We start from the raw sequence: 21,342 nt of genomic DNA on the forward strand, positions 1-21,342 counted from the left end.
GGGGCGGCGGAGACCATGAACGCAGTGATCGATCTGAACGCGGATCTCGGGGAGGGCTTCGGGGTCTGGAGCCTCGGCGAGGATCTGGCCCTGCTCGACATCGTGACGAGTGCGAACGTGGCGTGCGGGTTCCATGCGGGCGACCCGCTCATCATCAGACGGACCTGCGCCGCAGCCGTGGACCGGGGCGTGGCCATCGGGGCCCAGGTGTCCTACCGGGACCTCGCCGGGTTCGGCCGCAGGGAGATGGACGTCGACCCCGAGGAACTCTGCGCCGAGGTGCTCTACCAGATCTCGGCCGTCGACGGGATCGCCAGGGCCATGGGCGGCGAGGTGACCTACGTCAAGCCGCACGGAGCCCTCTACAACCGGGCCTGCCGGGACGTCGTCCAGGCGGAGGCCGTGGTGGCCGCCGTGGCCGACTACATCCCCTCGGCAGGGCGGCCTCTGCCGGTCCTCACGCTGCCCGGCTCGGTGCTGCACGAGATCGCCGCCGGATACGACGTGCCCACGGTGACCGAGTCCTTCGCCGATCGCGCCTACACACCGGCGGGCACGCTCGTGTCGCGCCGCGAGCCCGGCGCCGTCCTGCACGACCCGGACGAGGTGGCCGCCCGCGCGGTGCGGATGGCCCTCGAGGGGACGGTCACCGCCGTCGACGGCACCGAGGTGCGGATCGCCCCCCGCTCCGTCTGCGTCCACGGGGACACCCCCGGCGCCGTGGTGCTCGCGGAGGCCGTGCGCAAGGCGCTCACGGAGGCGGGCGTCACCCTGGAGTCCTTCGCATGACGATCCGGCGGGCGGGCGAGCAGGCCCTGCTGGTCGAGACGGGCTCGCTCGAGGCCGCCCATCGCCTGGACGCGCTGCTGCGGGCCGACCGGCCCGAGCACGTGGAGGAGATCGTGCCCGGCCAGGAGACCGTCCTGGTCGTCGCGCCGGACGCCGACCAGGAACGCCTGGAGTCGAGGCTGGCCGGCCTGCTCGCCTCGGTGACGGACGCCGGTCCGGCGCGGGACGAGACCGGCACGGCGGCCAGGATCGTCGAGATCCCCGTGGTCTACGACGGCGACGATCTCGACTCCGTGGCCGCGCTGACCGGCCTCACCGTCGCCGAAGTGATCGCGCTGCACGCCGGATCGGAGTTCGTGGTGGGCTGGCTCGGCTTCGCCCCGGGATTCGCCTATCTCATCGGGCTCGACCCCCGGCTGCACGCGCCGCGCCTGGACGCGCCGCGCACGTCGGTGCCGCCCGGGTCCGTGGCGATCGCCGGGCCGTACTCCGCCGTGTATCCCTCGGCGTCCCCCGGCGGATGGCGGCTGCTCGGCCGTACGGACGTGCGGGTCTGGGACGTGGCGGCCGACCCTCCGACGAAGTTGCCGCCGGGGACGCGGGTCCGGTTCCTGCCATGATCGAGATCGTGTCGCCGGGACCGTACGCGACCGTCCAGGACCTCGGCCGGCCCGGCTACGCCCATCTCGGCGTGCCGCGTTCCGGCGCGGCGGACGCCCCGAGCCTGCGCCTGGCCAACCGGCTGGTCGGCAATCCCGAGTCCGCGGCGGGGATCGAGCTGACCTTCGGGGGCGCGGCGCTGCGCTTCGGGGACAACGCGTGGATCGCCCTGACGGGGGCTCCGTGCCCGGTGGACGCCGACAGGCGGCCCACGGGCATGTGCGCGCCCGTCTGGATCCCCCAGGGCGGCACGCTCCGCGTCGGCACCCCCCGGGAGGGCCTGCGTACGTATGTCGCCGTGCGGGGCGGGATCGGCGTCGAACCGGTGCTGGGCAGCCGGTCCACCGACTCGCTGTCCGGGCTCGGGCCGCCGCCGTTGCGGACGGGGACGGTCCTTCCCGTCGGCGGGGCCGGGCCCTCGGCCGCGATCAGGGTGGACTCCGCCGTTCAGGGCCCGTTCTCCTCGTGTCCGCCCGTACGGATCGTGCTCGGGCCGAGGGCCGACTGGTTCACGCCGGACGCCGTCGCGGCTCTGCGCGCCGGGCCGTACGAGGTCGCCACGGAGATCAACCGCGTGGGCGTCCGGCTCAGGGGCACGGCGCTGGAGCGGGCCCGCGGGGGCGAGATCCCCAGCGAGGGGATGACGCTGGGGGCCGTCCAGGTCCCCCCGGACGGCCGGCCCATCGTCTTCCTCGCCGACCATCCGACGACGGGCGGTTACCCGGTGATCGGTGTGGTGGCGGCGCGCGACCTCTCCCTGGTCGCGCAGTTGCGACCCGGCGACCGGTTGTGGTTCCGGCCGGTGCCGGGCGTCAGGACGTGAATCCGATGTCGGCGTACTTGAGGTCGTAGAACCCGCTGGCCCCGATGTTGGCCAGGGTGGACCGCACGGCCACGTTCTGCGGCGTCTGGTAGAGCGGCAGGACGTTGATCTCCTGCCAGACCAGCCCGTCGGCCGTGTTGACGGACTCCTCGGCCTCCGCCAGGTCCAGCACGCTGCCCGCCCGGTACATCGCCTGGTCGATCTCGTGACTGCCGGTGCGGCCCAGGTTGGAGTACCACTTCATGTCGTCACCCTTGGCCGCCTCGCCATTGGCGTACACGTCGAAGGCGTTCGAGATCGGGTACGGCGTGGCCGGATACGAGAAGGCGGTGACGTCGAAATTGCCCGGGATCAGGTACTTGGTGAAGAAGTCGTTGAACGGCACCGTCTGGATCGTGACGCCGACCCCGATGCGCCGGAGCATGAGCCTCGTCACCTCGGCCTCGGTGTCGCTCACGCCGACCCCCGACGGGACGACGAAGCGCAGGTTCAGCGGGGTGCCGTTCTTGGCCCTCGTCTTGCCGGACAACTTCCAGCCGGCCTCGTCGAGCAACTGCCCGGCCCGCTGCGGGTTGTAGACGCCGAGATCTCCCGCGTTGCCGCGATACCCCTGCTGGCTGTTGGCCAGGAAGTGGTTGTCGAGCGTGACGGCCGGCCAGCCGAGCCCCTTCAGGTCGAGTTGCATGAGGGCGCGGCGGTCGAGCGCCATCGCCATCGCCCGGCGGACCCGGAGGTCGGACAACGCCGGGCTCTCGCCGTTGAAGGTGAACTGCCGGAAGTCGGTGCCCGCCGCCTGCCGTACGACGGCGTCCCAGGCCCCTCTCGCCCGCGAGTACTCGTCGGGAGAGGCGCCCACGTCGAAGACGTCCACCTCGCCCTTGGTGAAGGCGCGGACCATGTCGGTCTTGACGCCCCTGAAGACGATCTTGTCGAGCTTCGCCTTGTCGCCCCACCAGTTGTCGTCGCGGTCGAGCGTGATCGTCTTGTTCTTCACGTCGAACGAGGACAGCTTGAACGGGCCGGCCGTGACAGGGATCTTGTTGACCCAGTCGGAGTTGAACGCCTCGGGCGTCGCGTTGGCCGAAGCCGGATACAGAGGTGAGAACAGCGACTGCCACTCGTTGAACGGCTGCGCCAGCGTGACCACCACCTCGTGGTCGCTCGCACCCCTCGTCACGCTCTGGATGTTCTCGTAGGCGATCGTGGAGTCGACGCGGAAGGCCTTGTTCTGCCCGTTCATCGCCTTCCACTGCGCCGCGTAGTCGGCCCAGGTGATCGGCTTGCCGTCCGACCACTTGGCCTTCGGGTTCAGCGTGTAGGTGATGACCTGGTGAGGCGTGGTCGCGGTGACCCTGGCGTTGGTGACGTAGTCGAGGTCGAAGGAGACCTGCCCCCTCTCATCCGACCGGAAGGGGGCCGGCATCAGGGCGCTCATGACCGTGTCGACGCTGGTGATGTCGCCGTCGATGTGGTTCTGGTTCCACTGGGTGGGGAAGTCGCCGAGCCCCCACTTGAGGGTCCCGCCGTCCCGCACCTTCTCTCGCGGCACCGGGTTGATGTCGATCGCCTTGACGGGAGACGGAGCGAGGCTGCTTCCGCGCCACCCCGGGATGTTGTCGCCCCCGCAGGCGCTCACGGATCCCAGAGCGATCAGTGCGGCCAAGACGGCCGGCCATCGTGCTCTCAACGTGCTCTCCGATTCCTCCAGCTACATATCGCACTTGATTAGTAGCAGAAAGTAATCACTCCCGGCCATCTGGACGCGCGAGCACGAAAGACATAGACCGTCAGGACTCCTTCAGCGGGTCAGGACAATTCGTCGACCGCGCTGCGGACGTCCTCACTGGTGATCGTCGTGAGCTCGGCGGTGTTCGCCGTCCCCTGGGCCGCCAGTCGCACGTCGCGCCGCAGTGCGGCCTTCTCGTACAGCGACCGGGCGAAGCGCCCGTTGCCCAGCCCGTCGATGAGCCCCTCGCGGCAGACCCAGTCGAAGACGTCCGCGAGGTCCCGCGCCGCCGCGTCGTCGAAGCGGTCGCCGCTCTTGGACGCCGTCAGCGCGGCGATCTCGGCCAGTTCGGAGGGGGCGTAGGACGGGAACGACACCCGCTGGTCGAACCGCGAGGCCAGCCCGGGGTTGGTCGCGAGGAAGGCGTCCATCTCCCGCCGGTAGCCGGCCAGGACGATGACGACGCGGTCGCGGTCGTCCTCGGCCCGCTTCAGCAGGGTCTGCACGGCTTCCGACCCGAAGGCGTCGCCCCCGGAGTAGCCCGCGTTGACCAGGCTGTACGCCTCGTCGATGAACAGCACTCCCCCGAGCGCCCGGTCGACGAGTTCGTTGGTCTTGATGGCGGTGGCCCCGAGGTGCTGTCCCACCAGGTCGGCGCGTGACGCCTCGACCACGTCGGGACGGGCGAGCAGACCCAGCGCGGAGAAGATCCGGCCGAGGATCCTGGCGACGGTCGTCTTCCCCGTGCCCGGTGGACCGACGAAGACGAAATGCCGCATCTGCGACTGGATGGGCAGCCCCTGCTCCTGGCGCATCCGCGCCACCTTCAGCTGCGCCGCTATCGCGTGGACCTGCTGCTTGACCGGTTCGAGCCCGGCCATGCGGTCGAGGTCGGCCAGAGCGTCCTCGAGCGTCGGCGTGGCCTGGTAACCGCGGAACCGCGCGGTGATCTCGTTGAACGCCCTGGTGACGTCGGCGGCGATGATCGTGACCAGGTCCTCGCCGCGCGGCGCGCCGCCGGCACTGACGACCCGCACGTCGCGGGCCTGAGCGGCGGCCGCGGTCAGGCTGCGCGCGAACCGCGCGTTGCCCAGTTCGTCGATGAGTCCGCGACGGTGGACGTCCTCGTACAGGCGGCGGAACACCGGCCGGGCATCGGGGGCGAGGGCGTCGCCGCGCTTGATCTGCAGCGCCTCGGTGATCTCCAGCAGTTCGGCCGGCGTGTAGCTCGGGAAGCGGACCCTGCTGGCGAACCGGCTGGACAGACCGGGGTTGGACGCCAGGAAGCCGTTCATCTCCTTCTCGTAGCCGGCCAGGATGACGATCAGCCGGTCGCGGTCGTCCTCCGCCCGCTTGAGCAGGGTCTGCACCGCCTCCGAGCCGAATCTGTCGGGCTGGCCGTCACCGGAGTTGATCAGGCTGTAGGCCTCGTCGACGAACAGGACCCCGCCGAGCGCCCGGTCGATGAGCTCGTTGGTCTTGATCGCCGTGGCGCCCAGATACTCGCCCACGAGGTCGGCCCGCTGGGCCTCCACCACGAACGGGGTCTCCAGCAGCCCGAAGGCGTAGAAGATCTTGGCCACCGTGCGGGCGACGCTCGTCTTGCCCGTGCCCGGCGGGCCGACGAAGACGAAGTGCCGCATGGGCGGCTCGTTGGCGTAGCCGGCCTCCTTGCGGAGCCTGGCCGCCTCGATGGAGGCCGCGATCGCCCGCACCTGCTCCTTGACCGGCTCCAGGCCGATCATGGACTCCAGTTCGCCGAGCGCCTGCTCGACCGTGATGGGCGGCGGCGCTCCCTTGTCACCGGTGGACGCCTGATGGCCGCCGATCCGGATCCGCTGCTGGGCGGTCTGCGCCTCGCCCTCCGTCCCCTCCTGCTCGTAGTCGGCCCGGACCCCGCGCGCCAGGACGAACCGGAAGACGAGGACGGCTGCGGCCACGCCGTACGCACCCCACAGGGACGCGGCGGGAGACGACCACGACAACGCGAACGCGACGACGCCGGCCGGGGCCAGTGCCATGAGCGTGGTGACCCACGGCGTCACCCAGCGGATCAGGTGCGCGGCCGCGGCGACGGGGACGGCGAGGAACAGCAACAGGGACGGCGCGATCGACTGCGTGCCGAACACGCCAAGGAACGGCCAGAGCAGCAGCCCCCAGGCGGCCATCACCAGCACGGTCGCCGCGGCTCGCGGATAACTGAGCGCGAGCGCGACGAAGGCCAGCACGACGACGGTGCAGACGAACGTCGTGCTGAGCGGCCAACTCAACGCCGCGGCCAGGCCCATGACGGCGATGAGCAGCCCCACGAACACGACACGTCTGGCGAACGGCGAAAGGCGGAAATAGCGGACGCGGACCTGTTCGAACACATCCCGTGCCGTGGTCCGTCTTAAGATCCCCGCGGACCGTGCCCTTTCGGAGTCTCGCATCGACGCCTCCCCGGTTCGCCCCCGGTTATACCGCACGGGACGGCGCAATGGGTGGACCTAACGAGTGCGAGCCTGGTGGCGGCCGGGGTACTCCCGCATGAGGACGTGCCGGGGGGTGACGCGCAGGACGTCGTTGTCGGGCACGGCGACGCCTCTGACCTCCGCCCAGAAGCGCGGGTCGCCGACGTACAGGACCACACGGGGGTCGCGCTCCACGGCGTCCCACGCCTCGTCCCCGGTGATCAGGCGGAACTCCCCCGACGCGCTCACCGAGGTGACCGCGCTGACCGCGAGCGCGCGCGGCCCGCCGGGCTCGGTGTAGGCCAGCACCACGCTCCGGGAGAAGGTCGCGGCGTGCCGTACGTCGTCACTCAGCCCGATCGACGGGCTGACGTCGCCGGAGAGCGGTGCCGCCCGCGAGTCCGACATGACGAGCGAGGAGCGCAGGGGTCCGGGACCGCCGCGCCACCACGCCCGCGCGGCCCGCGCCGCGAACGCGACGGCCACGACGACCAGTGCGCCCAGCACGCACAGCGACGCCCCACGGGCGACGGCGGCGGCAGGCCCGGCGTCCGGACGCGGGACGGCTCTCGTCGCCGATCCGCCGAGGATCTCCGCGGTCCCGCTGACGACGCCGGCCACGACCAGGCCGGCGACGGCCACGAGCAGCGCCGACAGCGCGATCGCGAGCCACCGGTCGGTTCGCAGGATCGCGCGCAGAGGAAGCCCCCGCCCGGCTCCCCGCGCGACCTTCGCCCGTCCGTACAGCAGGGCGGCCGGGACGGCCAGCGCGACGGCGGCCGTGAACGGCTCGCCGGTGAGGGGCGGCAGCAGCGCGGTGAGCACGACCAGCCACCACCCGCGGCCCACCACGAGCCACAGCGTCACGTCGCTGTCGCGCAGGGCGGTCCGCTCGTCCGAGGCGGCGGCGAGTTGTGTCAGCGCCGGGACGAGTCTGCCCCGCCAGGTCTCCACGATGAGGCGCGTCAGCGCCACGGCCAGGCCGTTGAACAGCACCAGGCCGATCGCACCGGCCCACACGCCGTCTTCCGGCCGTCGCAGCGCCGTCGCAGCGCCTTCGGGAAGCGTCGCGATGCCGGCCACGTAGGCGGCGACGACGAGGAGGCTGACGGACGCCGACATGCTGAGCCACAGGTCGCGTCCCATCATGGGGACGACGTACGGCCACGACCGCACCCGGCCCGCCTGCCTGATGGTGATCGCCAGCACCACGGCGAGCACCGCCGCGCCCCCGATCTGCGCCTCCCTGCGCAGGTCGAACCCGAGGCCGGCGACCGACGCCGCGGTCAGCGCCAGCGCGAGCAGCACCCGGATCTGGCGCGACCACATCACGATGGCGTGCCTCGCGCGGCCCGTGTCGCGCGGGTCCGCCTCCCAGGCCGGGTCGTGGTGCCCGCGCGGCCGTTCCCAGCGCAGGAGCGTGAGTCCGAGGTTGATCCGCGCCACCCGGTGGTCCCGCGACCGGCTCAGCGCGGCCTCGTACGCCCTCGCCGCTCGCGCGTGTTCTCCCCTGAGCAGGGCCAGATCTCCGGTGAGGACGTGCGGATCCGCCTCTTCTGGGGCGAACCGGACGGCTGTGCGCGCCTCCGCCCACGCCTCGCGCCAGTGTCCCGGCACACGGCGGAGTGCGCCGCCGAGCCGCAGCCTGGCCGCCCACGACCCCGGCGCGAGCCGTACGGCCTCGCGGGCCGCCTCGACCGCCTCCGAGTCCCGGCCGAGACGCTCGAGGGCGAGACTCGCCAGGCGATGCCCCCACTCGCCGTGCGGGTCACGATCGACCGCCTGGCGCGCCGCGTCCAGCGCCGCGTCCGGCTGGCCGCGCGACAGTCTCGCCACCGCGACCGCACACCAGGCCCGAGGGTCGGCGCGGTCGTGCGGGGGCGGAACCGGGGATGTGTCCCATTGATCGATCTCGCTCCCCACCCCCGCATGATCCGTTGCGGGTCGTGGCTTGCCTAGACAGCGGCTATATACCTATGGCTCTCTAGAGAGACTTAAGAGGACATAGCCCGATATCGGATGGAGCTCACCGGAAGCGGCTGAGGAAGTCTCCGGTGATGGCCTAAGCTGCCACGCATGTTCCAGCGGGCCGAGGAGCCCTGATCCCCCTATGATCATGGTCGGGGTTGAGACCGAGTCCGGCGCTGTCAGCGCTGGAGGCGATGTGCGAGAACACCGGGCGAACCGGTGGTCGGTGCTTGTGCTGCTCTGTTTCAGCCTGCTCCTGATCGCCGTCGACGCCACGGTGCTGCACATAGCGGTCCCCGCACTGACGGCGGCGCTCGAGCCCTCCTCGATCCAGCTGCTCTGGATCATCGACATCTATTCGCTGGTCGTCGCCCCGCTGCTCGTGACCTTCGGCACGCTCGGCGACAGGTACGGCAGACGGCGTTTCGTCATCGCCGGTTATGTCGTCTTCGGCCTGTCCTCGCTGGCCGCCGCCTTCGCCTGGAGCCCGCTCGCCTTGATCGTCTCCCGGGCGCTCCTCGGCGTCGGGGGCGCGATGATCATGCCGGCCACGCTCTCGATCATCCGGCAGGTCTTCACCGACCGCAGGGAACGCGCGATCGCCCTCGGCGTCTGGAGCGCGGTCGCGGCGGCGGGAGCGGCGGTGGGGCCGCTGATCGGCGGCGTGATGGTCGAGCACCTGTGGTGGGGGGCGGTCTTCCTGATCAACGTCCCCCTGCTCATCGTCGCGTTGCCGCTGGCGGTGCGGCTCCTGCCTCCGTCGCGGCGCCGCTCCGGCCATCCGTGGGACGCGCTGAGCGCCGTCCTGTCGACGCTCGGCATCCTGTCGGTCGCGTTCGGGCTCAAGGAGGCCGGCTACGGGCACACGATCGGCCGAGGCCCCTCCGTGGCCGTGTTCCTCGCCGGCGTCGTCCTGCTGATCTGGTTCGTACAGCGTCAGCGCCGCCTGGCGTTCCCGCTGCTCGACGTCGGGCTCTTCACGCAGCGCGGGTTCTCTACCGGTGTGGCCTGCGTGCTCTTCGCGATCTTCGCGTTGGTGGGGCTGGAGTTGATGCTCGCCCAATACCTCCAGCTCGTGCTGGGCCTGACTCCGCTGGCGGCCGCGGTCCGCATGTTGCCCCTGATGGTGGCCGCGATCGCCGGAGGGCTCGCCGCGGCGCACGTGCTCCAGCGGATCGGCCTGCGCGCGACGACGACCGGGGGGCTGGCCCTCACCGCCCTGTCCCTCATCCCCGTCCTGAGCTGGGGCGTCGAGCAGCACCCTGTCATGCTCACGCTCTGCTTCGTGGGGATCGGCTTCGGAGTCGAGGTTGCGCTGCTCGCGGCCTCGGACACCATCATGGCGTCCACCCCCGAGTCGCGCGCCGGAGGAGCGGCCGCGATCGAGGAGACGGCCTACGAACTGGGGGCCGGGCTCGGCATCGCGGTCCTCGGGACGATCACCGCGATCGTCTACGCGCCGTCGCTGGCCGCCGTCCCGGGAGTTCCGGAACCCCTGATGGCTGAGGCGCGGGAATCGCTCGCCGCGGCCGCCCACGTGGCCACGGAGACGGGGAGCACCGCCGGTCCCGAGCTGCTCAGCGCGGCCCGGGTCGCCTTCGTCACCGCACTGCACTCCACGGTCGTCGTCAGCGTCGCCCTGCTCTGCCTGACCGCGCTCGCCGTCGCCGTGCTGATCCCCCGGTCCGGCCCTTCCCCCCAAGAGGACGACGATCGCCTCTCGGCCTGACGACCACGCATGAGGGCAGGGGTTATGGGGAGATTGTCTGGGCAAGCCACCCCCAGCCCTCCAGAATGAGGAGCCGTGAAGAAAACCCTCCAAGATCTCGCATCGCTGGCGGCCCGCATGGGCGTCGGCGGAATCTTCTTCGCCAACGGCTGGCACAAGCTCGAAGCCGGCCTCACCGCGACCGGTGCGCAGTTCGGTGAGCTGGGCGCCCCCGCGCCCGACGTCTGGGCCGCGGCCACCATGCTGATCGAACTGATCGGCGGCACGCTGCTCATCGCGGGCCTGGCCGTGCCGGCCATCGGGCTCGTGCTGTTCGCCGAGGCCCTCGCCGTCTTCGTCCTCACGGCCGGGGACACCGGCCTGCCGCTCACCGGCGGGAGCATCGAGTTGATCGTCGCGCTGGGAGCCGCGTCCGTGCTGCTCGCGGTGGTCGGCGCGGGACGTGTGTCCGTCGATCACATGGTCGTGATCAAACGGCGTGAGGCGGAGGCGGCCGACGACTTCGCCGCGGACGCCGAGGCCGACGCCGTCATCGCCGCGCTGCGCGAGCCCCGGCCCGGCGACACCCGGCCGGGCGAAGGCGGGGCGGGAACGCCGGGCGCCGCCACGCCGTCGCCCGCTGCGAAGGCGCCCGCCGAGAAGGGCTCGGCCACGAAGGGGACGGCCTCCGGCACCTCGTCGCTCCGCGATCCGGAGACGCCGTCGCAGACCGGAACGGCCGGGAACACGGGAAGCGCGGACGCCAAGGAGGCGGTGGAGAACACCGTGCCTAAGCCGAGACTCCGCCGTCCCAAGCGGCCCGACGAGACGACCGAGAGCCGCAGCGAGGCCCCCTCACCGAAGTCGGGCGACACCCTGGTCGCCGGCCGGCGCACCGGCAAGCAGGACTGAGGGGCCGGACGCCGGTCGCTACTCGGCGGCCACCGCGGCCACCGGGCGGGCAGCCCGGCGGCGGAGCGGGATGGCGCCCTGGATCACCGCGATCCCGACGAGCACGACGACGGCGCCGACCGGCTGGTGCCAGGTGAGCCGCTCGTCGAGGATCGTCACGCCGGAGACGGTCGCGAACACCGGCAGAAGGTATGTCACGGTCGAGGTGGTCGTGACGCCCGCGATCCGCTGGACGCGGTAGAGAAGCAGATAGGCGATGCCGGTGCCGAGCGCACCGAGCGCGAGCAGGCTGCCCCACACCTCCCCAGGGACATCGAGGTTGACGAGCGGCACGCCCGCGAGGGGCGTGATGACGGCGAGTTCGACCGTTCCCACGAGGATCTGGGTGGTGGCCAGCACCATCGGCTCCTCGCCGCGATGCGTGATGAATCGGCCCAGATAGGCGCCGCCGATGCCGTAACAGGCGGCGGCCGCCATGCAGGCGAGGCTGCCGGTCAGCTCACCGCCGGAAACGGGCTCCCAGACGCCCAGGACCACCATCACCCCGGCGAAGCCGACGCCGAGCCCGGTGATCCTGGCGGCGGTCGCCTTCTCGCTCCTGAGGAGCAGGGCGAACAGGAGCGTGCACAGGGGCGTCGTGGCGTTCCAGATCGCGGCCACCACCGAGGACACGTGCTGCTCGCCGTACCCGAAGAGGGTGAACGGCAAGGTGGTGAGCACGATCGAGGCGACGGCGAAGTGACCCCACAGCTTGGGATCCCTCGGCAGGCGCCTCCCGCCGGCGAACAGCACGACCAGCAGGGTCACCGACGCGATCGCCATCCGCCCGAACGAGATCTGGAGCGGATGGAGGCTGCCCACGGCGACTTTGATGAAGAAGAAACTGTTGCCCCAGATGGCGGCCAGCAGGATGAAGAAGGGAACCCACCGGCGCATGTGTGCAGTCCTCTGCTCGCAAGACGATCTCGTGCCGGTAAGGAGCGTAATGCCCTATGGCACCTTAGTTCGAGCGATTTTCGGACCATGTGTTGGGATAGGAGAATGTCGAGCGCATCGGGACCCTTGCCGATCATCAACGTGAGCGCCCTCGTCGGCCCGGCCTCATCCGAGGATCGTGCGGCCGTCGCACGTGAGATCGAGGCGGCCTGCCGGGACAGCGGGTTCTTCTACATCAGCGGGCACGGTGTGCCGCCGGAACTCGTGGCCGGACTGGACGCCGCCGCGCGGCGCTTCTTCGCGCTCCCCCTCGAGCGCAAGATGGAGATCTCCATGAACAGGGGCGGCCGGGCCTGGCGCGGCTTCTTCCCCGTCGGCGGCGAGCTCACCTCCGGGCGTCCCGACCTCAAGGAGGGCGTCTACTTCGGCACCGAGGCGACCGACGACGAGCAGCGTCCGCTGTACGGCCGCAACCTCTTCCCCGCCGAGGTGCCGGAGTTGCGGGACACGGTGCTGCGCTACCTCGGCATGCTCACCGACGTCGGCCAGGCGGTCATGCGCGGGATCGCCCTGAGCCTCGGGCTCGACGAGGACTACTTCTCCTCCGGCTACACGGCGGCGCCGACCGTGCTCTTCCGGATGTTCCACTACCCGCCGTCGCCGCCGGACTCCGACGACTGGGGGGTGGGCGAGCACACCGACTACGGACTGCTGACGCTGCTGCTGCAGGACGGCAACGGCGGACTCCAGGTCCACACCTCCCGGGGCTGGATCGAGGCCCCGCCCATTCCCGGCACGTTCGTCTGCAACATCGGCGACATGCTGGACCGCCTGACCGGCGGCCACTACCGGTCGACGCCGCACCGCGTGCGCAACCTCAGCGGGCGGGAGCGCCTGTCGTTCCCGTTCTTCTTCGATCCCGGCTGGGACTGCGAGGTGCCGCCGCTGCCCTCGCTGCCGCAGGCCGACGGCGGACGCCCCCGATGGGACGGCCAGGACCTGCGCGCCTTCACCGGCACGTACGGCGACTACCTGCTCGGCAAGGTCTCGAAGGTCTTCCCCCAACTGCGGGACGAGGTTCTCGACCAGACGTGATCTAAGCGGTGCAATCTTGTAATCAAGAAAGCCGCACAATGTCCGCATGCGCCTGCCCACCTGGTTCGCGGAAAAGGTGGAACCCACCTCCCCCGAGAACGAGCTCCGCGTCTCGACGATCGAGCTCTTCTTCGACCTCGTCTTCGTCTTCACCGTCACCCAGCTGACCACGCTGGTCGTCGGCGACTTCACGGAAAGGGCGCCGGGAGCGCACCACTTCACCGGCCAGGGCGCCGTCCAGACGCTGCTCATCTTCGGCGTCCTGTGGTGGATGTACGCCGGCTACGCCTGGCTGACGAACGCCGTCCCCCCGGAGAGGCCGGCCCGGCGGGTCCTCATCCTGTGCGGCATGGCCGGATTCCTGATCATGGCGCTGGCGGTCCCGAGCGCCTTCGACGGCGGCGGCGTGACCTTCGCGATCGGCTATCTCGTCATCGTTCTGGTCCACGGCGGGCTCTACCTGCAGGCGTCCAGCGCCGTATTCAGGCTGCTGCCGTTCAACCTCGGAGCGACCGCGCTCATCTTCGGCGCCGCCTTCGCGTCGGCGCCGTGGAACTACGTGCTCTGGGCCGCCGCGCTCGTCCTGGTGTGGACCAGCCCGTACTTCATCGGCCAGCGGGGCTTCGCGCTCCACCCGGCGCACATCGTCGAACGGCACGGGCTGCTCGTCATCATCGTGCTCGGCGAGTCGATCGTGGCCATCGGCATCGGCGCGAGCGGCGCGCACCCGAGCGCGGGGCTGGTCATCGCGGCCCTGCTCGGGCTCGCGCTCACGGCCGCCCTGTGGTGGGTGTACTTCGGCGGGGACGAGGAGGCCCCGATGCGGTCCCTGCTGGGGATGGAGGTCGTGCGCCGCACCCGGCACATCCTCGGGGCCTACTTCTACGCCCACGTCCCCCTGCTGCTCGGCGTCGTGGCCACGGCCGCCGGGATCAAGAAGGCCATCGGGCACGACCATCTCGACCTCGGGCCGGCCGTCGCGCTGGCGGCCGGCGTCGCCCTGTTCATCGCCGGCAACGTGTGGTTCCGGCGCCTGCTCGGGCTCGGCCGCGGTCCGGCGCGGCCCCTCGCCGCGCTGCTGGCCGCGGCGAGCTTCCCCATCGGGCTGTGGTCGTCGACCGCGCACCTCGGAGCGCTGGTCGCGCTCCTCGTCGTGACGCTCTTCGCCGAACGCTCCCTCTAACGGATCCAGTGAGGTCAGGCAGGCGGTGTGGCGGCCGTCGTGGACGCGTATGCCACCTCCTTTGAGTGGATCATCGTTCGGGACGTCTGCGGATCTTGATGTTGCGCATGTCGGTCGCCGCGACGCGCAGTACGTCGTACTGCTGGCCGTAGGCGTCGAGTGCCGCGAGGGCCCGCCGGGTGGCGTCCTGCTCGCTGTCGTCCGGCTTGGCGGGCACCTGGCAGCGGAAGGTGAACGCTGACAGGGTGCCGTCGTGGGTGAAGGCGCCCTGCTCGCTGAAGGCGAGCCCGGACGCGGCGAGCACGGCCGCGCGGCCGGACTCGTCGAGATCGCGGAATCGGCCGGAGATGATCACTCTGAACACTGCGATTCCTGTCTTGTGGCGAAGGTGAGGATGCGGCCGCCGAGCAGGTCCTCGGCGGTGTCGAGGATGGCGAGGACGGCCGCGGCGATGGTGGCGGGGTCTTCTCCGGTGGCCGTGCGCCTGCCGATCTCGGTGTAGACGAGTTCATGCAGGGCGCCGACCTGCCAGGCCACCACGCGGGGCAGCGGGTCGGCAGGGGAGGCGCCGGTCTCTCCGGCGAGTACGGCGGCGAGTGTGTCGGTCATCTGCCGGCCGAGGTCCTCAAGCCGGGCGGTCAGCGTGGGCGCGGCCCGCATCATCACGAAGACGCGGCCGAACCCGTCGGTCAGGCCGATCCTGCGGTCACGGCGGCGCACCTCGCCGCGCAGGGTTCGCAGCACGGCCGGTACGGCGGCTTCGCCGGGCCTGCGGTCGCGCACCATGTCGGCGAGTCGCTGGGGGGACGCCTCGTCGGGCGGTAGGACGAGGTTCTCCTTGGTCTCGAAGTAGTTGTAGACGGTGTTGGCCGACACTCCGGCTGCGGCGGCGACCTCGGCGATCGTGACGTGCTCGAAGCCCCGCTCGACGAACAGCCCGATGGCCGTATCCGAGATGCGCCGCCTGGTCTCGCGTTTCTTGCGTTCCCGTAGCCCTTCGGTCATGAAGGAGAATTTTAACCGAACTCCATATTTGGAGTCGACCGCATTATTTGTGCGACGCGTGCGCCTCGAGGATGTCCTTCAGAACCTGGAGATTCCGTGCGACGGCGCCGGCCATGCCGCGGGCCGCCAGGCCGCTCACCACGTTCAGGGCCCCGGCTTCGAGCTCGAACCGGTTGACCAGGTGCGTCGCGGTGGCGGACCCCTCGAGGTCGTAGATCGCACGCCCCTGGAACGGGCCGAAGCCGCCTTCGATCACGAGACGGCGGTCGCGCTCGTACTCGACGATCTCGAGTCGTTCCCGCATGACCCGGGGAAGGCTGCGGAGCTGCTCGTAAACCGACCCGAGACCGGCCGGTCCCGGCGTGACCGGCCGGGTCTCACGAATCGCGTAGTTCCAGGCGGGAAGATTTCGCAGATCGGCCAGATAGTCGAAGACCGTGCCGGCCGGACGCTCGATGCGTACGGCGTTGGCGAACCTCACGCCCTTTTCCCTCCGCGAGGATCCGAGAAGGCCTGTGATCATCGTTCGCTCCTTCGGTGATTCCTGGGCGCGTCGCGCCGGATCTGCTGCACCCGGCGCGACACCAGAAGTTCTATGTCGTGTCATTAAATTACACGACATATATATGACGGTCAAGATCCTCCCGAATCCGGTGGGTATGCTCCGCGGCCACCGCGCGATCTTCAGAATGATCACGCGGTGGCCGTCCGATGTTCCGCCGGGCCGCGGCCCTCTAGGCCGGCAGGCCGTTGCGCGCGATCACGTCGCGGTACCAGCGGGCGCTGTCCCTGGGCGTGCGCTCCAGGGTGTCGTAGTCGACCCGGACCAGTCCGAACCTCTTGTCGTATCCCCTCGCCCACTCGAAGTTGTCGAGCAGGGACCACACGAAGTAGCCGCGCAGGTCGACCCCCTTGCCGATGGCGGCGTGCACCGCGCGCACGTGCCCGTCGAGGTAGGCGATCCGCTCGGGGTCGGCCACTCCGTCCGGTACGGCCACGCCGTTCTCCGTGATCATCAACGGGACGCCCGGGTAGTCCTGCGAGAGCCGTACGAGCAGGTCCTCGAGCCCCGAGGGGATGACCTCCCAGCCCATCTCGGTGAGCGCGCCGTGGGGCTGCGCCCACGCGATCCCCTGAGTGCCGGGATGCTCCGGGGAGCCCTCCGCCGCGGGGTCGGCCACCACCCGGTTGACCGTGTAGTAGTTCACCCCGAGCACGTCGATGGGCTCGGCGATGGTCGCCAGGTCGTCCAGGTTCACCTCGGTGTAGCGCGACAGGTGCTCGAGGACGTCATCGGGGTACGCGCCACGCAGCACGGGATCGAGGAAGATCCGGTTCGCGAGGCCGTCGACGAGGCGGGCCGGTCCGGGGTCGCCGAGGATGGGCGTCAGGTTCAGGGTCAGCGAGATCGACTCCGCCCCCGCCGCCCGGAGGGCCTGGACGCCGAGGCCGTGCGCCAGCATTAGGTGGTGGGCGGCGGTGAAGGCCGCGGCGGGATCGGACACGCCCGGCGCGTGCCGGCCGGAGCCGTGACCGACGAACGCCGACACCCACGGTTCGTTCAGCGTGGTCCACGTGCGGACGCGGTCGCCCAGCAGGTCGTGGACGCGCGTCGCGTAGTCGGCGAACCGGTACGCCGTGTCCCTGTCGGTCCAGCCGCCCTTGTCCTGAAGGCTCTGGGGCAGGTCCCAGTGGTAGAGGGTGGCCACCGGCGCGATGCCCTTGTCGAGCAGCGCGTCCACAAGCCGGTCGTAGAAGCCGAGGTCGGCAAGTCGCGGCCAGGCGACCGAGAAGCGGTACGCCTGCAGGCCGAGCCACGACATCGTCTCGACGTCTTCGACGTACCGGTGGTAGTGGTCGCACGCCACGTCGCCGGTGTGCCCGAGGCGGACCTTGCCGGGGGTGTGGGAGAAGGTGTCCCAGATCGAGGGCACGCGGCCGTCGGCATGGACGGCTCCCTCGATCTGGTAGGAGGCGGTGGCCGCGCCCCAGAGGAAGCCATCAGGAAATGTCGTCATTTAGTGCTCTCACGTATGGTCAGGCGGGGTTCGAGAAGGGTCGACTGCGGTACGGGGTGGTCGTCCAGCTTGGCCATGAGCAGTCTGACGGCCTGCCGGCCGACGTCCTCGGCGGGGACGAGCACGGAGGTCAGCGCCGGGCTGGCACGCTCGGCCACGTCGTCCGGGCAGATCGCCACGACCGACACGTCCTCGGGCACCCGCTTGCCGAGGACGCGCAACGCGCCGAGCACGTGCCCGACCGCGGCCTCATTGTGCACCACCAGTCCGGACACGCCGGGATGCTCGTCGATCAGATCGCGCACGGCCGAGCAGACCTCGTCGAAGGACTCCTCACAGGGCCGGGTGAGCGCGCTGACGCCGTGCCTCTCCGCCGCCTCGGCGAAACCGGCCAGCGTGCGCTCGGCGAAGCCGGTGCCGCGCTCGTAGACCACGCCCGGGGCGCCGAGCAGGGCGATCTCCCGATGGCCGCGCTCGGCGAGGTGGTCGGCGCACAGGGCCCCGGCCCGGGCGAAGTCGAGGTCGACGCAGGTCAGCCCTTCCCTGTCCGCGGGGAAGCCGATGAGCACGCTCGGCTCGCCGAGTTGGCGGAGCAGCGGCACCCGCGGGTCGTGCATCTCCACGTCCATCAGCAGCAGGCCGTCCACCAGCGCGCTCGCCGCCACCCTGCGCAGCCCGTCAGGACCCTCGTCGGCCGTCATCAGCAGCACGTCGTGGTCGTACTGCCGCGCGGTGGTCACGACCGAGGTCGCGAACTGCATCAGCACCGGCAGGTTCATGCCGGCGCGCAGCGGCAGCACGAGCGCGATCACCTTGGCCCGCTTGCTGGCGAGGGCGCGCGCGCCCGCGTTCGGGTGGTAGCCCAGCGCCCGGACGCTGTCGAGCACCCGCTGCCGGGTGCTCGCCGAGATGGCCCGCTTGCCGCTCAGCACGTACGACACGGTGCTGACCGCGACCCCGGCGTGCTTGGCGACGTCGGCGATGGTCGCCGTTCTGGGCGGGCTCACGGGCGGAACTCCAGCGCGCTCACCACAAGGCCCTCGTTCTCGAACACGACATAAAGATCGCGCACTCCGGCGGCTCCCGCCAGAGGGGTGCCGAGCCCGGCGAAGTCGTGCCTGGTCGGAGTGGGCGGCACCGCGACGGTTCCGATCACGTCCCCGGAGAGGGGGTCGTCGAGACGAAGCGTCAGAATTCCGCCCTGGGCGCCGGCGGCGGCGAGCGCGCAACGGGACGGCACACCGGTGAGATCCGCGTCGCGGAACACGATCCAGGCGCCCGGCTCGGCGGACCGGACGGCGTCACCGGCCTCGGGCGCGGCGTCGCACAACACGATCCCGTCGTACTCGTCGTGGTCGGCGGCCTCGATCGAACGGCCGACCACCTCGCGCGGGGGGATCCGCTCCCCCTTCACGGTGAACGACGCGCTCAGCTCGACGTCCCGCGACGAGCGGCCCACCAGCACCTTGTGCGGCGCGTCCTCCACGACGAACCGGCCGCGCGTCACGTCCCAGAACGCGAGGTCGGCCACCGGGACGTCCACCGCGACCGTACGGCTCTCGCCCGGCCCGAGCCGTACCTTGCGGAAACCCCGGAGCTGGCGAAGAGGCTGCTTGACGCGGGAGCGCCGCTGGTGGGTGTAGACCTGCACGACCTCCTCCCCCGCCCGGCCGCCCGTGTTGGTGACGGTCACGCGGACCGTCAGCGTCTCGGCCGGCCCGACCTCAGGGGCGGACAGGACCAGGTCGGAGTAGGCGAAGCGGGCGTAGCTGAGACCGTGGCCGAACGGGTAGAGCGGCGTGCCCAGGAAGTAGAGATAGGTGGAGTCCGTCCCGATGATGTCGTAGTCGAGCAGGTCGGGAAGGTCGACGGCCGACCGGTACCAGGTCTGGGTGAGACGGCCGCCCGGATCCTCGTCGCCGAACAGCACATCGGCCAGCGCGTTGCCGTACTCCTGCCCGCCGTGCGACGACCAGACGATCGCGGGCACGTGCTCGTCGGCCCAGGTGACCGCGAACGGGTAGCCGCTGGAGACGACGAGGACGGTCGAGGGGTTGGCCGCGTGGACCGCCCTGACCATCGACTCCTGCTGCCGCGGCAGGCGCAGGTCGGTCCTGTCCTCGGTCTCGCGGCCGTTGACCAGGGGGTGGTCGCCGACGACGACCACCGCCACGTCGGCCGCCGCGGCCGCCTCCGCGGCCCGGACGGCGCCGCTCTCGATCAGCTCGACCGCGAACACGGTCGCCGCCTCGGGGTCCTCGGCGACGGTGGCGACGCCGCCGGCGACCGAGACGTAGTGACCGGTGGAGATGTTCCGCAGGACCATCCCGCCGGGCCGGTCCTCCATCCGGAAGGTCTGGCGCACCTCCCAGCCGCTCGGCCCCGGCTGGTCGTTGACGAGGACGCCGTCGTCGCCCGCCGAAACGTGCCGCCCGTTCGCCGCCGCCCGGAAGGCGTACGCGCCGCCGCCCCAGTCGAACACGTCGAACGCCGACCTGACCGGCCCGACGCTCAGCGGACCGCCGGCCGGGTCGTCGGTCGCCTGGAGGTAGCCGTCGGCGGCGCGCAGCGCGACCCGGTCGACGCCCTCGCAGTACACGGTCCGGCATCGTCCGCCGAGGGCCGTACGCGCCGTGACCTGGTAGGGCAGCGTGCCGCTGTACCAGTCCTCCAGCAGGACGTCGGAGAGCGGGCCGATCACGGCGACCGTCTTCGGCGCGGCGAGAGGCAGGATGCCGTCGTTCTTCAGCAACGTGATCGACTGCCGGGCGGCCTCCCGCGCGAGCGCGCGATGCCCGGGTCCGTTGACCACGTCCTGCGTGATCCCGTCGTACGGCGTGGCCGGGTCGAACTCGCCCAGGCGGACCCGGACGGCGAGCACTCGCCGCGCCGCGGCGTCGATGTCACGCTCACTCAGCAGCCCGCGGTCCAGCGCGGTCCTGATGTGACCGAGTGTCGCGGCCGCGTCGGCGTCGTCCTGGGTGAAGCTGTCCAGCCCCGCCTTGACGGCGTGCGCGTACGCCTCGGGCAGGTCGTGGTGGTAGTTCTGCGGGCCCACGAGGTTCGCCGGCGCGTGGGCGTCGCTGACGACCAGCACGTCGTCGTCCGTCCAGGTCCGCAACTCGGCGCCGATGAGCGGCGACAGGTGGGCGGGGCGCCCGTTGACCAGGTTGTAGGACGGCATGACGGCGACCGCGGCCCCCGACTCGATCGCCGGTCTGAAGGCCCTGAGCTCGTACTCGTGCAACACACGGGGCGGCACGCTGCTCGACGTCACGTAGCGGTCGGTCTCGTTGTTGTAGGCGAGGAAGTGCTTGAGCGTGGGGGCCGTCTTCAACACGTCGTGGTCGCCGCGCAGGCCGCGGGCGTAGGCCGTGCCCATCACCCCGGTGAGCCAGGGGTCCTCCGAGTACCCCTCCTCGTTGCGGCCCCAGCGCGGATCCCTGAGGGGGTTCACCACGGGCGCCCAGACGTTGCGGCCCGCCCCGCCGGGATCCTTGTGGTGGAAGGCCAGCACCTCGTCACCCGTGGCCGCTCCCACCTGCGTGACCAGGTCGGGGTTCCACGTGCTCGCCAGCCCGACGGCCTGCGGGAACACGGTGGCCGGGCCGAGCCACGCCAGGCCGTGCAGCGCCTCGGTGCCGGTGCGGAACGCCCGCAGGCCGAGCCGGTCGACCGGGGCCTGGTACTGGTGCAGCAGGCCGAGCCTCTCCTCGGGGGTGAGCCGTCCGAGCAGGTCGCCCACGCGCTCCCCGACGGGCAGCGCGGGGTCCCTGAACGGGTGGGCGTCACGGCTGGGCGCCTCATCGTCAGCCGCCGGACCGGAGGCGGTGACCGGTTCGTTCATCAGGATCCGACCTTCCTGTCGAAGCGCTTCGACGACCAGCCGGAAAAACGCGCCCTGAGGCGCCTGTGCTTTCGACCGACCGTGTTCGGTTCGCTGAAGCGCCAAGCCGGAGTCGAAGCGCTTCGAAAAGGATTCCCTGAAGTTTCTGATGTGTTAATTCCGGACTTATCCGGAAGACTGCCGGTTCATTGGCTTCCGGTCAAGACCCAAGACCGCGCC

17 protein-coding genes are annotated in these 21,342 nt (G+C 71.0%); 7 read left to right on the plus strand and 10 right to left on the minus strand.

The genetic code is table 11. The features are described from left to right. The first annotated feature begins 15 nt into the window (after window positions 1-15). Genes Pmi06nite_RS05340 through Pmi06nite_RS05350 form a run of 3 tightly spaced genes read left to right on the plus strand, consistent with a single transcriptional unit; the run spans window position 16 to window position 2,272 of the window. Window positions 16-789 (plus strand): LamB/YcsF family protein, encoded by a 774-nt coding sequence (locus tag Pmi06nite_RS05340; protein ID WP_203951681.1) that lies wholly within the window; start codon window positions 16-18, stop codon window positions 787-789. After that, window positions 786-1,409 (plus strand): 5-oxoprolinase subunit B family protein, encoded by a 624-nt coding sequence (locus Pmi06nite_RS05345; RefSeq protein ID WP_203951682.1) that lies wholly within the window; start codon window positions 786-788, stop codon window positions 1,407-1,409. Before Pmi06nite_RS05340 ends, Pmi06nite_RS05345 begins: the two co-directional genes overlap by 4 nt. Next, window positions 1,406-2,272, plus strand: coding sequence for a 5-oxoprolinase subunit C family protein (locus Pmi06nite_RS05350; RefSeq protein ID WP_203951683.1), 867 nt, complete (start codon window positions 1,406-1,408; stop codon window positions 2,270-2,272). Before Pmi06nite_RS05345 ends, Pmi06nite_RS05350 begins: the two co-directional genes overlap by 4 nt. On the opposite strand, the gene Pmi06nite_RS05355 is transcribed toward Pmi06nite_RS05350, so the two are convergent. From Pmi06nite_RS05355 to Pmi06nite_RS05365, 3 genes are all read right to left on the minus strand, one after another. After that, on the minus strand, window positions 2,262-3,935 hold the full coding sequence (locus Pmi06nite_RS05355; protein ID WP_203951684.1) for an ABC transporter family substrate-binding protein: 1,674 nt from the start codon (window positions 3,933-3,935) through the stop codon (window positions 2,262-2,264). The two genes, Pmi06nite_RS05350 and Pmi06nite_RS05355, sit on opposite strands and share 11 nt — an antisense overlap. 143 nt (window positions 3,936-4,078) lie before the next feature. After that, complete coding sequence (locus Pmi06nite_RS05360) at window positions 4,079-6,430, minus strand: AAA family ATPase (RefSeq protein ID WP_203951685.1); 2,352 nt, start codon at window positions 6,428-6,430, stop codon at window positions 4,079-4,081. A gap of 57 nt (window positions 6,431-6,487) precedes the next feature. Further along, window positions 6,488-8,374 carry a tetratricopeptide repeat protein gene (locus tag Pmi06nite_RS05365; RefSeq protein ID WP_239113669.1) on the minus strand — a complete coding sequence of 629 codons (1,887 nt, stop codon included), beginning with the start codon at window positions 8,372-8,374 and terminating at the stop codon, window positions 6,488-6,490. Window positions 8,375-8,615: 241 nt separating this feature from the next. On the opposite strand from Pmi06nite_RS05365, the gene Pmi06nite_RS05370 reads away from it, so the two are divergent. Together Pmi06nite_RS05370 and Pmi06nite_RS05375 are read left to right on the plus strand one after the other, a co-directional pair. Continuing rightward, window positions 8,616-10,148 (plus strand): MFS transporter, encoded by a 1,533-nt coding sequence (locus Pmi06nite_RS05370; protein WP_239113670.1) that lies wholly within the window; start codon window positions 8,616-8,618, stop codon window positions 10,146-10,148. Window positions 10,149-10,223: 75 nt separating this feature from the next. Then, on the plus strand, window positions 10,224-11,039 hold the full coding sequence (locus Pmi06nite_RS05375) for a DoxX family membrane protein (protein ID WP_203951687.1): 816 nt from the start codon (window positions 10,224-10,226) through the stop codon (window positions 11,037-11,039). Between the two features lie 18 nt (window positions 11,040-11,057). Here the strand turns inward: Pmi06nite_RS05375 and Pmi06nite_RS05380 are convergent, their stop codons facing one another. Then, a complete protein-coding gene (locus tag Pmi06nite_RS05380; protein WP_203951688.1) occupies window positions 11,058-11,975 on the minus strand; it encodes a DMT family transporter in 918 nt (305 codons plus the stop codon). A gap of 105 nt (window positions 11,976-12,080) precedes the next feature. Here Pmi06nite_RS05380 and Pmi06nite_RS05385 point away from each other — a divergent pair, with 105 nt between their 5' ends. Next, window positions 12,081-13,070 carry an isopenicillin N synthase family dioxygenase gene (locus tag Pmi06nite_RS05385; protein WP_203951689.1) on the plus strand — a complete coding sequence of 330 codons (990 nt, stop codon included), beginning with the start codon at window positions 12,081-12,083 and terminating at the stop codon, window positions 13,068-13,070. Window positions 13,071-13,116: 46 nt separating this feature from the next. After that, entirely contained in the window at window positions 13,117-14,253 is a 1,137-nt protein-coding gene (locus Pmi06nite_RS05390; RefSeq protein ID WP_203951690.1) for a low temperature requirement protein A, read from the plus strand. 70 nt (window positions 14,254-14,323) lie between these two features. On the opposite strand, the gene Pmi06nite_RS05395 is transcribed toward Pmi06nite_RS05390, so the two are convergent. The 6 genes from Pmi06nite_RS05395 to Pmi06nite_RS05420 form a co-directional block, all read right to left on the minus strand. Then, on the minus strand, window positions 14,324-14,617 hold the full coding sequence (locus Pmi06nite_RS05395; protein ID WP_239113671.1) for a DUF6204 family protein: 294 nt from the start codon (window positions 14,615-14,617) through the stop codon (window positions 14,324-14,326). Then, window positions 14,605-15,258, minus strand: a complete 654-nt coding sequence (locus Pmi06nite_RS05400; protein WP_203951691.1) for a TetR/AcrR family transcriptional regulator — start codon at window positions 15,256-15,258, stop codon at window positions 14,605-14,607. Before Pmi06nite_RS05400 ends, Pmi06nite_RS05395 begins: the two co-directional genes overlap by 13 nt. A gap of 43 nt (window positions 15,259-15,301) precedes the next feature. Then, window positions 15,302-15,781, minus strand: coding sequence for an SRPBCC family protein (locus Pmi06nite_RS05405; RefSeq protein WP_203951692.1), 480 nt, complete (start codon window positions 15,779-15,781; stop codon window positions 15,302-15,304). A gap of 211 nt (window positions 15,782-15,992) precedes the next feature. Beyond that, window positions 15,993-17,276 carry a GH1 family beta-glucosidase gene (locus Pmi06nite_RS05410; protein WP_203951693.1) on the minus strand — a complete coding sequence of 428 codons (1,284 nt, stop codon included), beginning with the start codon at window positions 17,274-17,276 and terminating at the stop codon, window positions 15,993-15,995. Continuing rightward, window positions 17,273-18,283, minus strand: coding sequence for a LacI family DNA-binding transcriptional regulator (locus Pmi06nite_RS05415; RefSeq protein WP_203951694.1), 1,011 nt, complete (start codon window positions 18,281-18,283; stop codon window positions 17,273-17,275). The genes Pmi06nite_RS05410 and Pmi06nite_RS05415 overlap by 4 nt, the downstream gene beginning before the upstream one ends. Next, entirely contained in the window at window positions 18,280-21,123 is a 2,844-nt protein-coding gene (locus Pmi06nite_RS05420; RefSeq protein WP_203951695.1) for a glycoside hydrolase family 3 protein, read from the minus strand. The genes Pmi06nite_RS05415 and Pmi06nite_RS05420 overlap by 4 nt, the downstream gene beginning before the upstream one ends. Window positions 21,124-21,342: the final 219 nt, after the last annotated feature.

The organism is Planotetraspora mira, assembly GCF_016863275.1.
Taxonomy (GTDB): Bacteria; Actinomycetota; Actinomycetes; order Streptosporangiales; family Streptosporangiaceae; genus Planotetraspora; species Planotetraspora mira.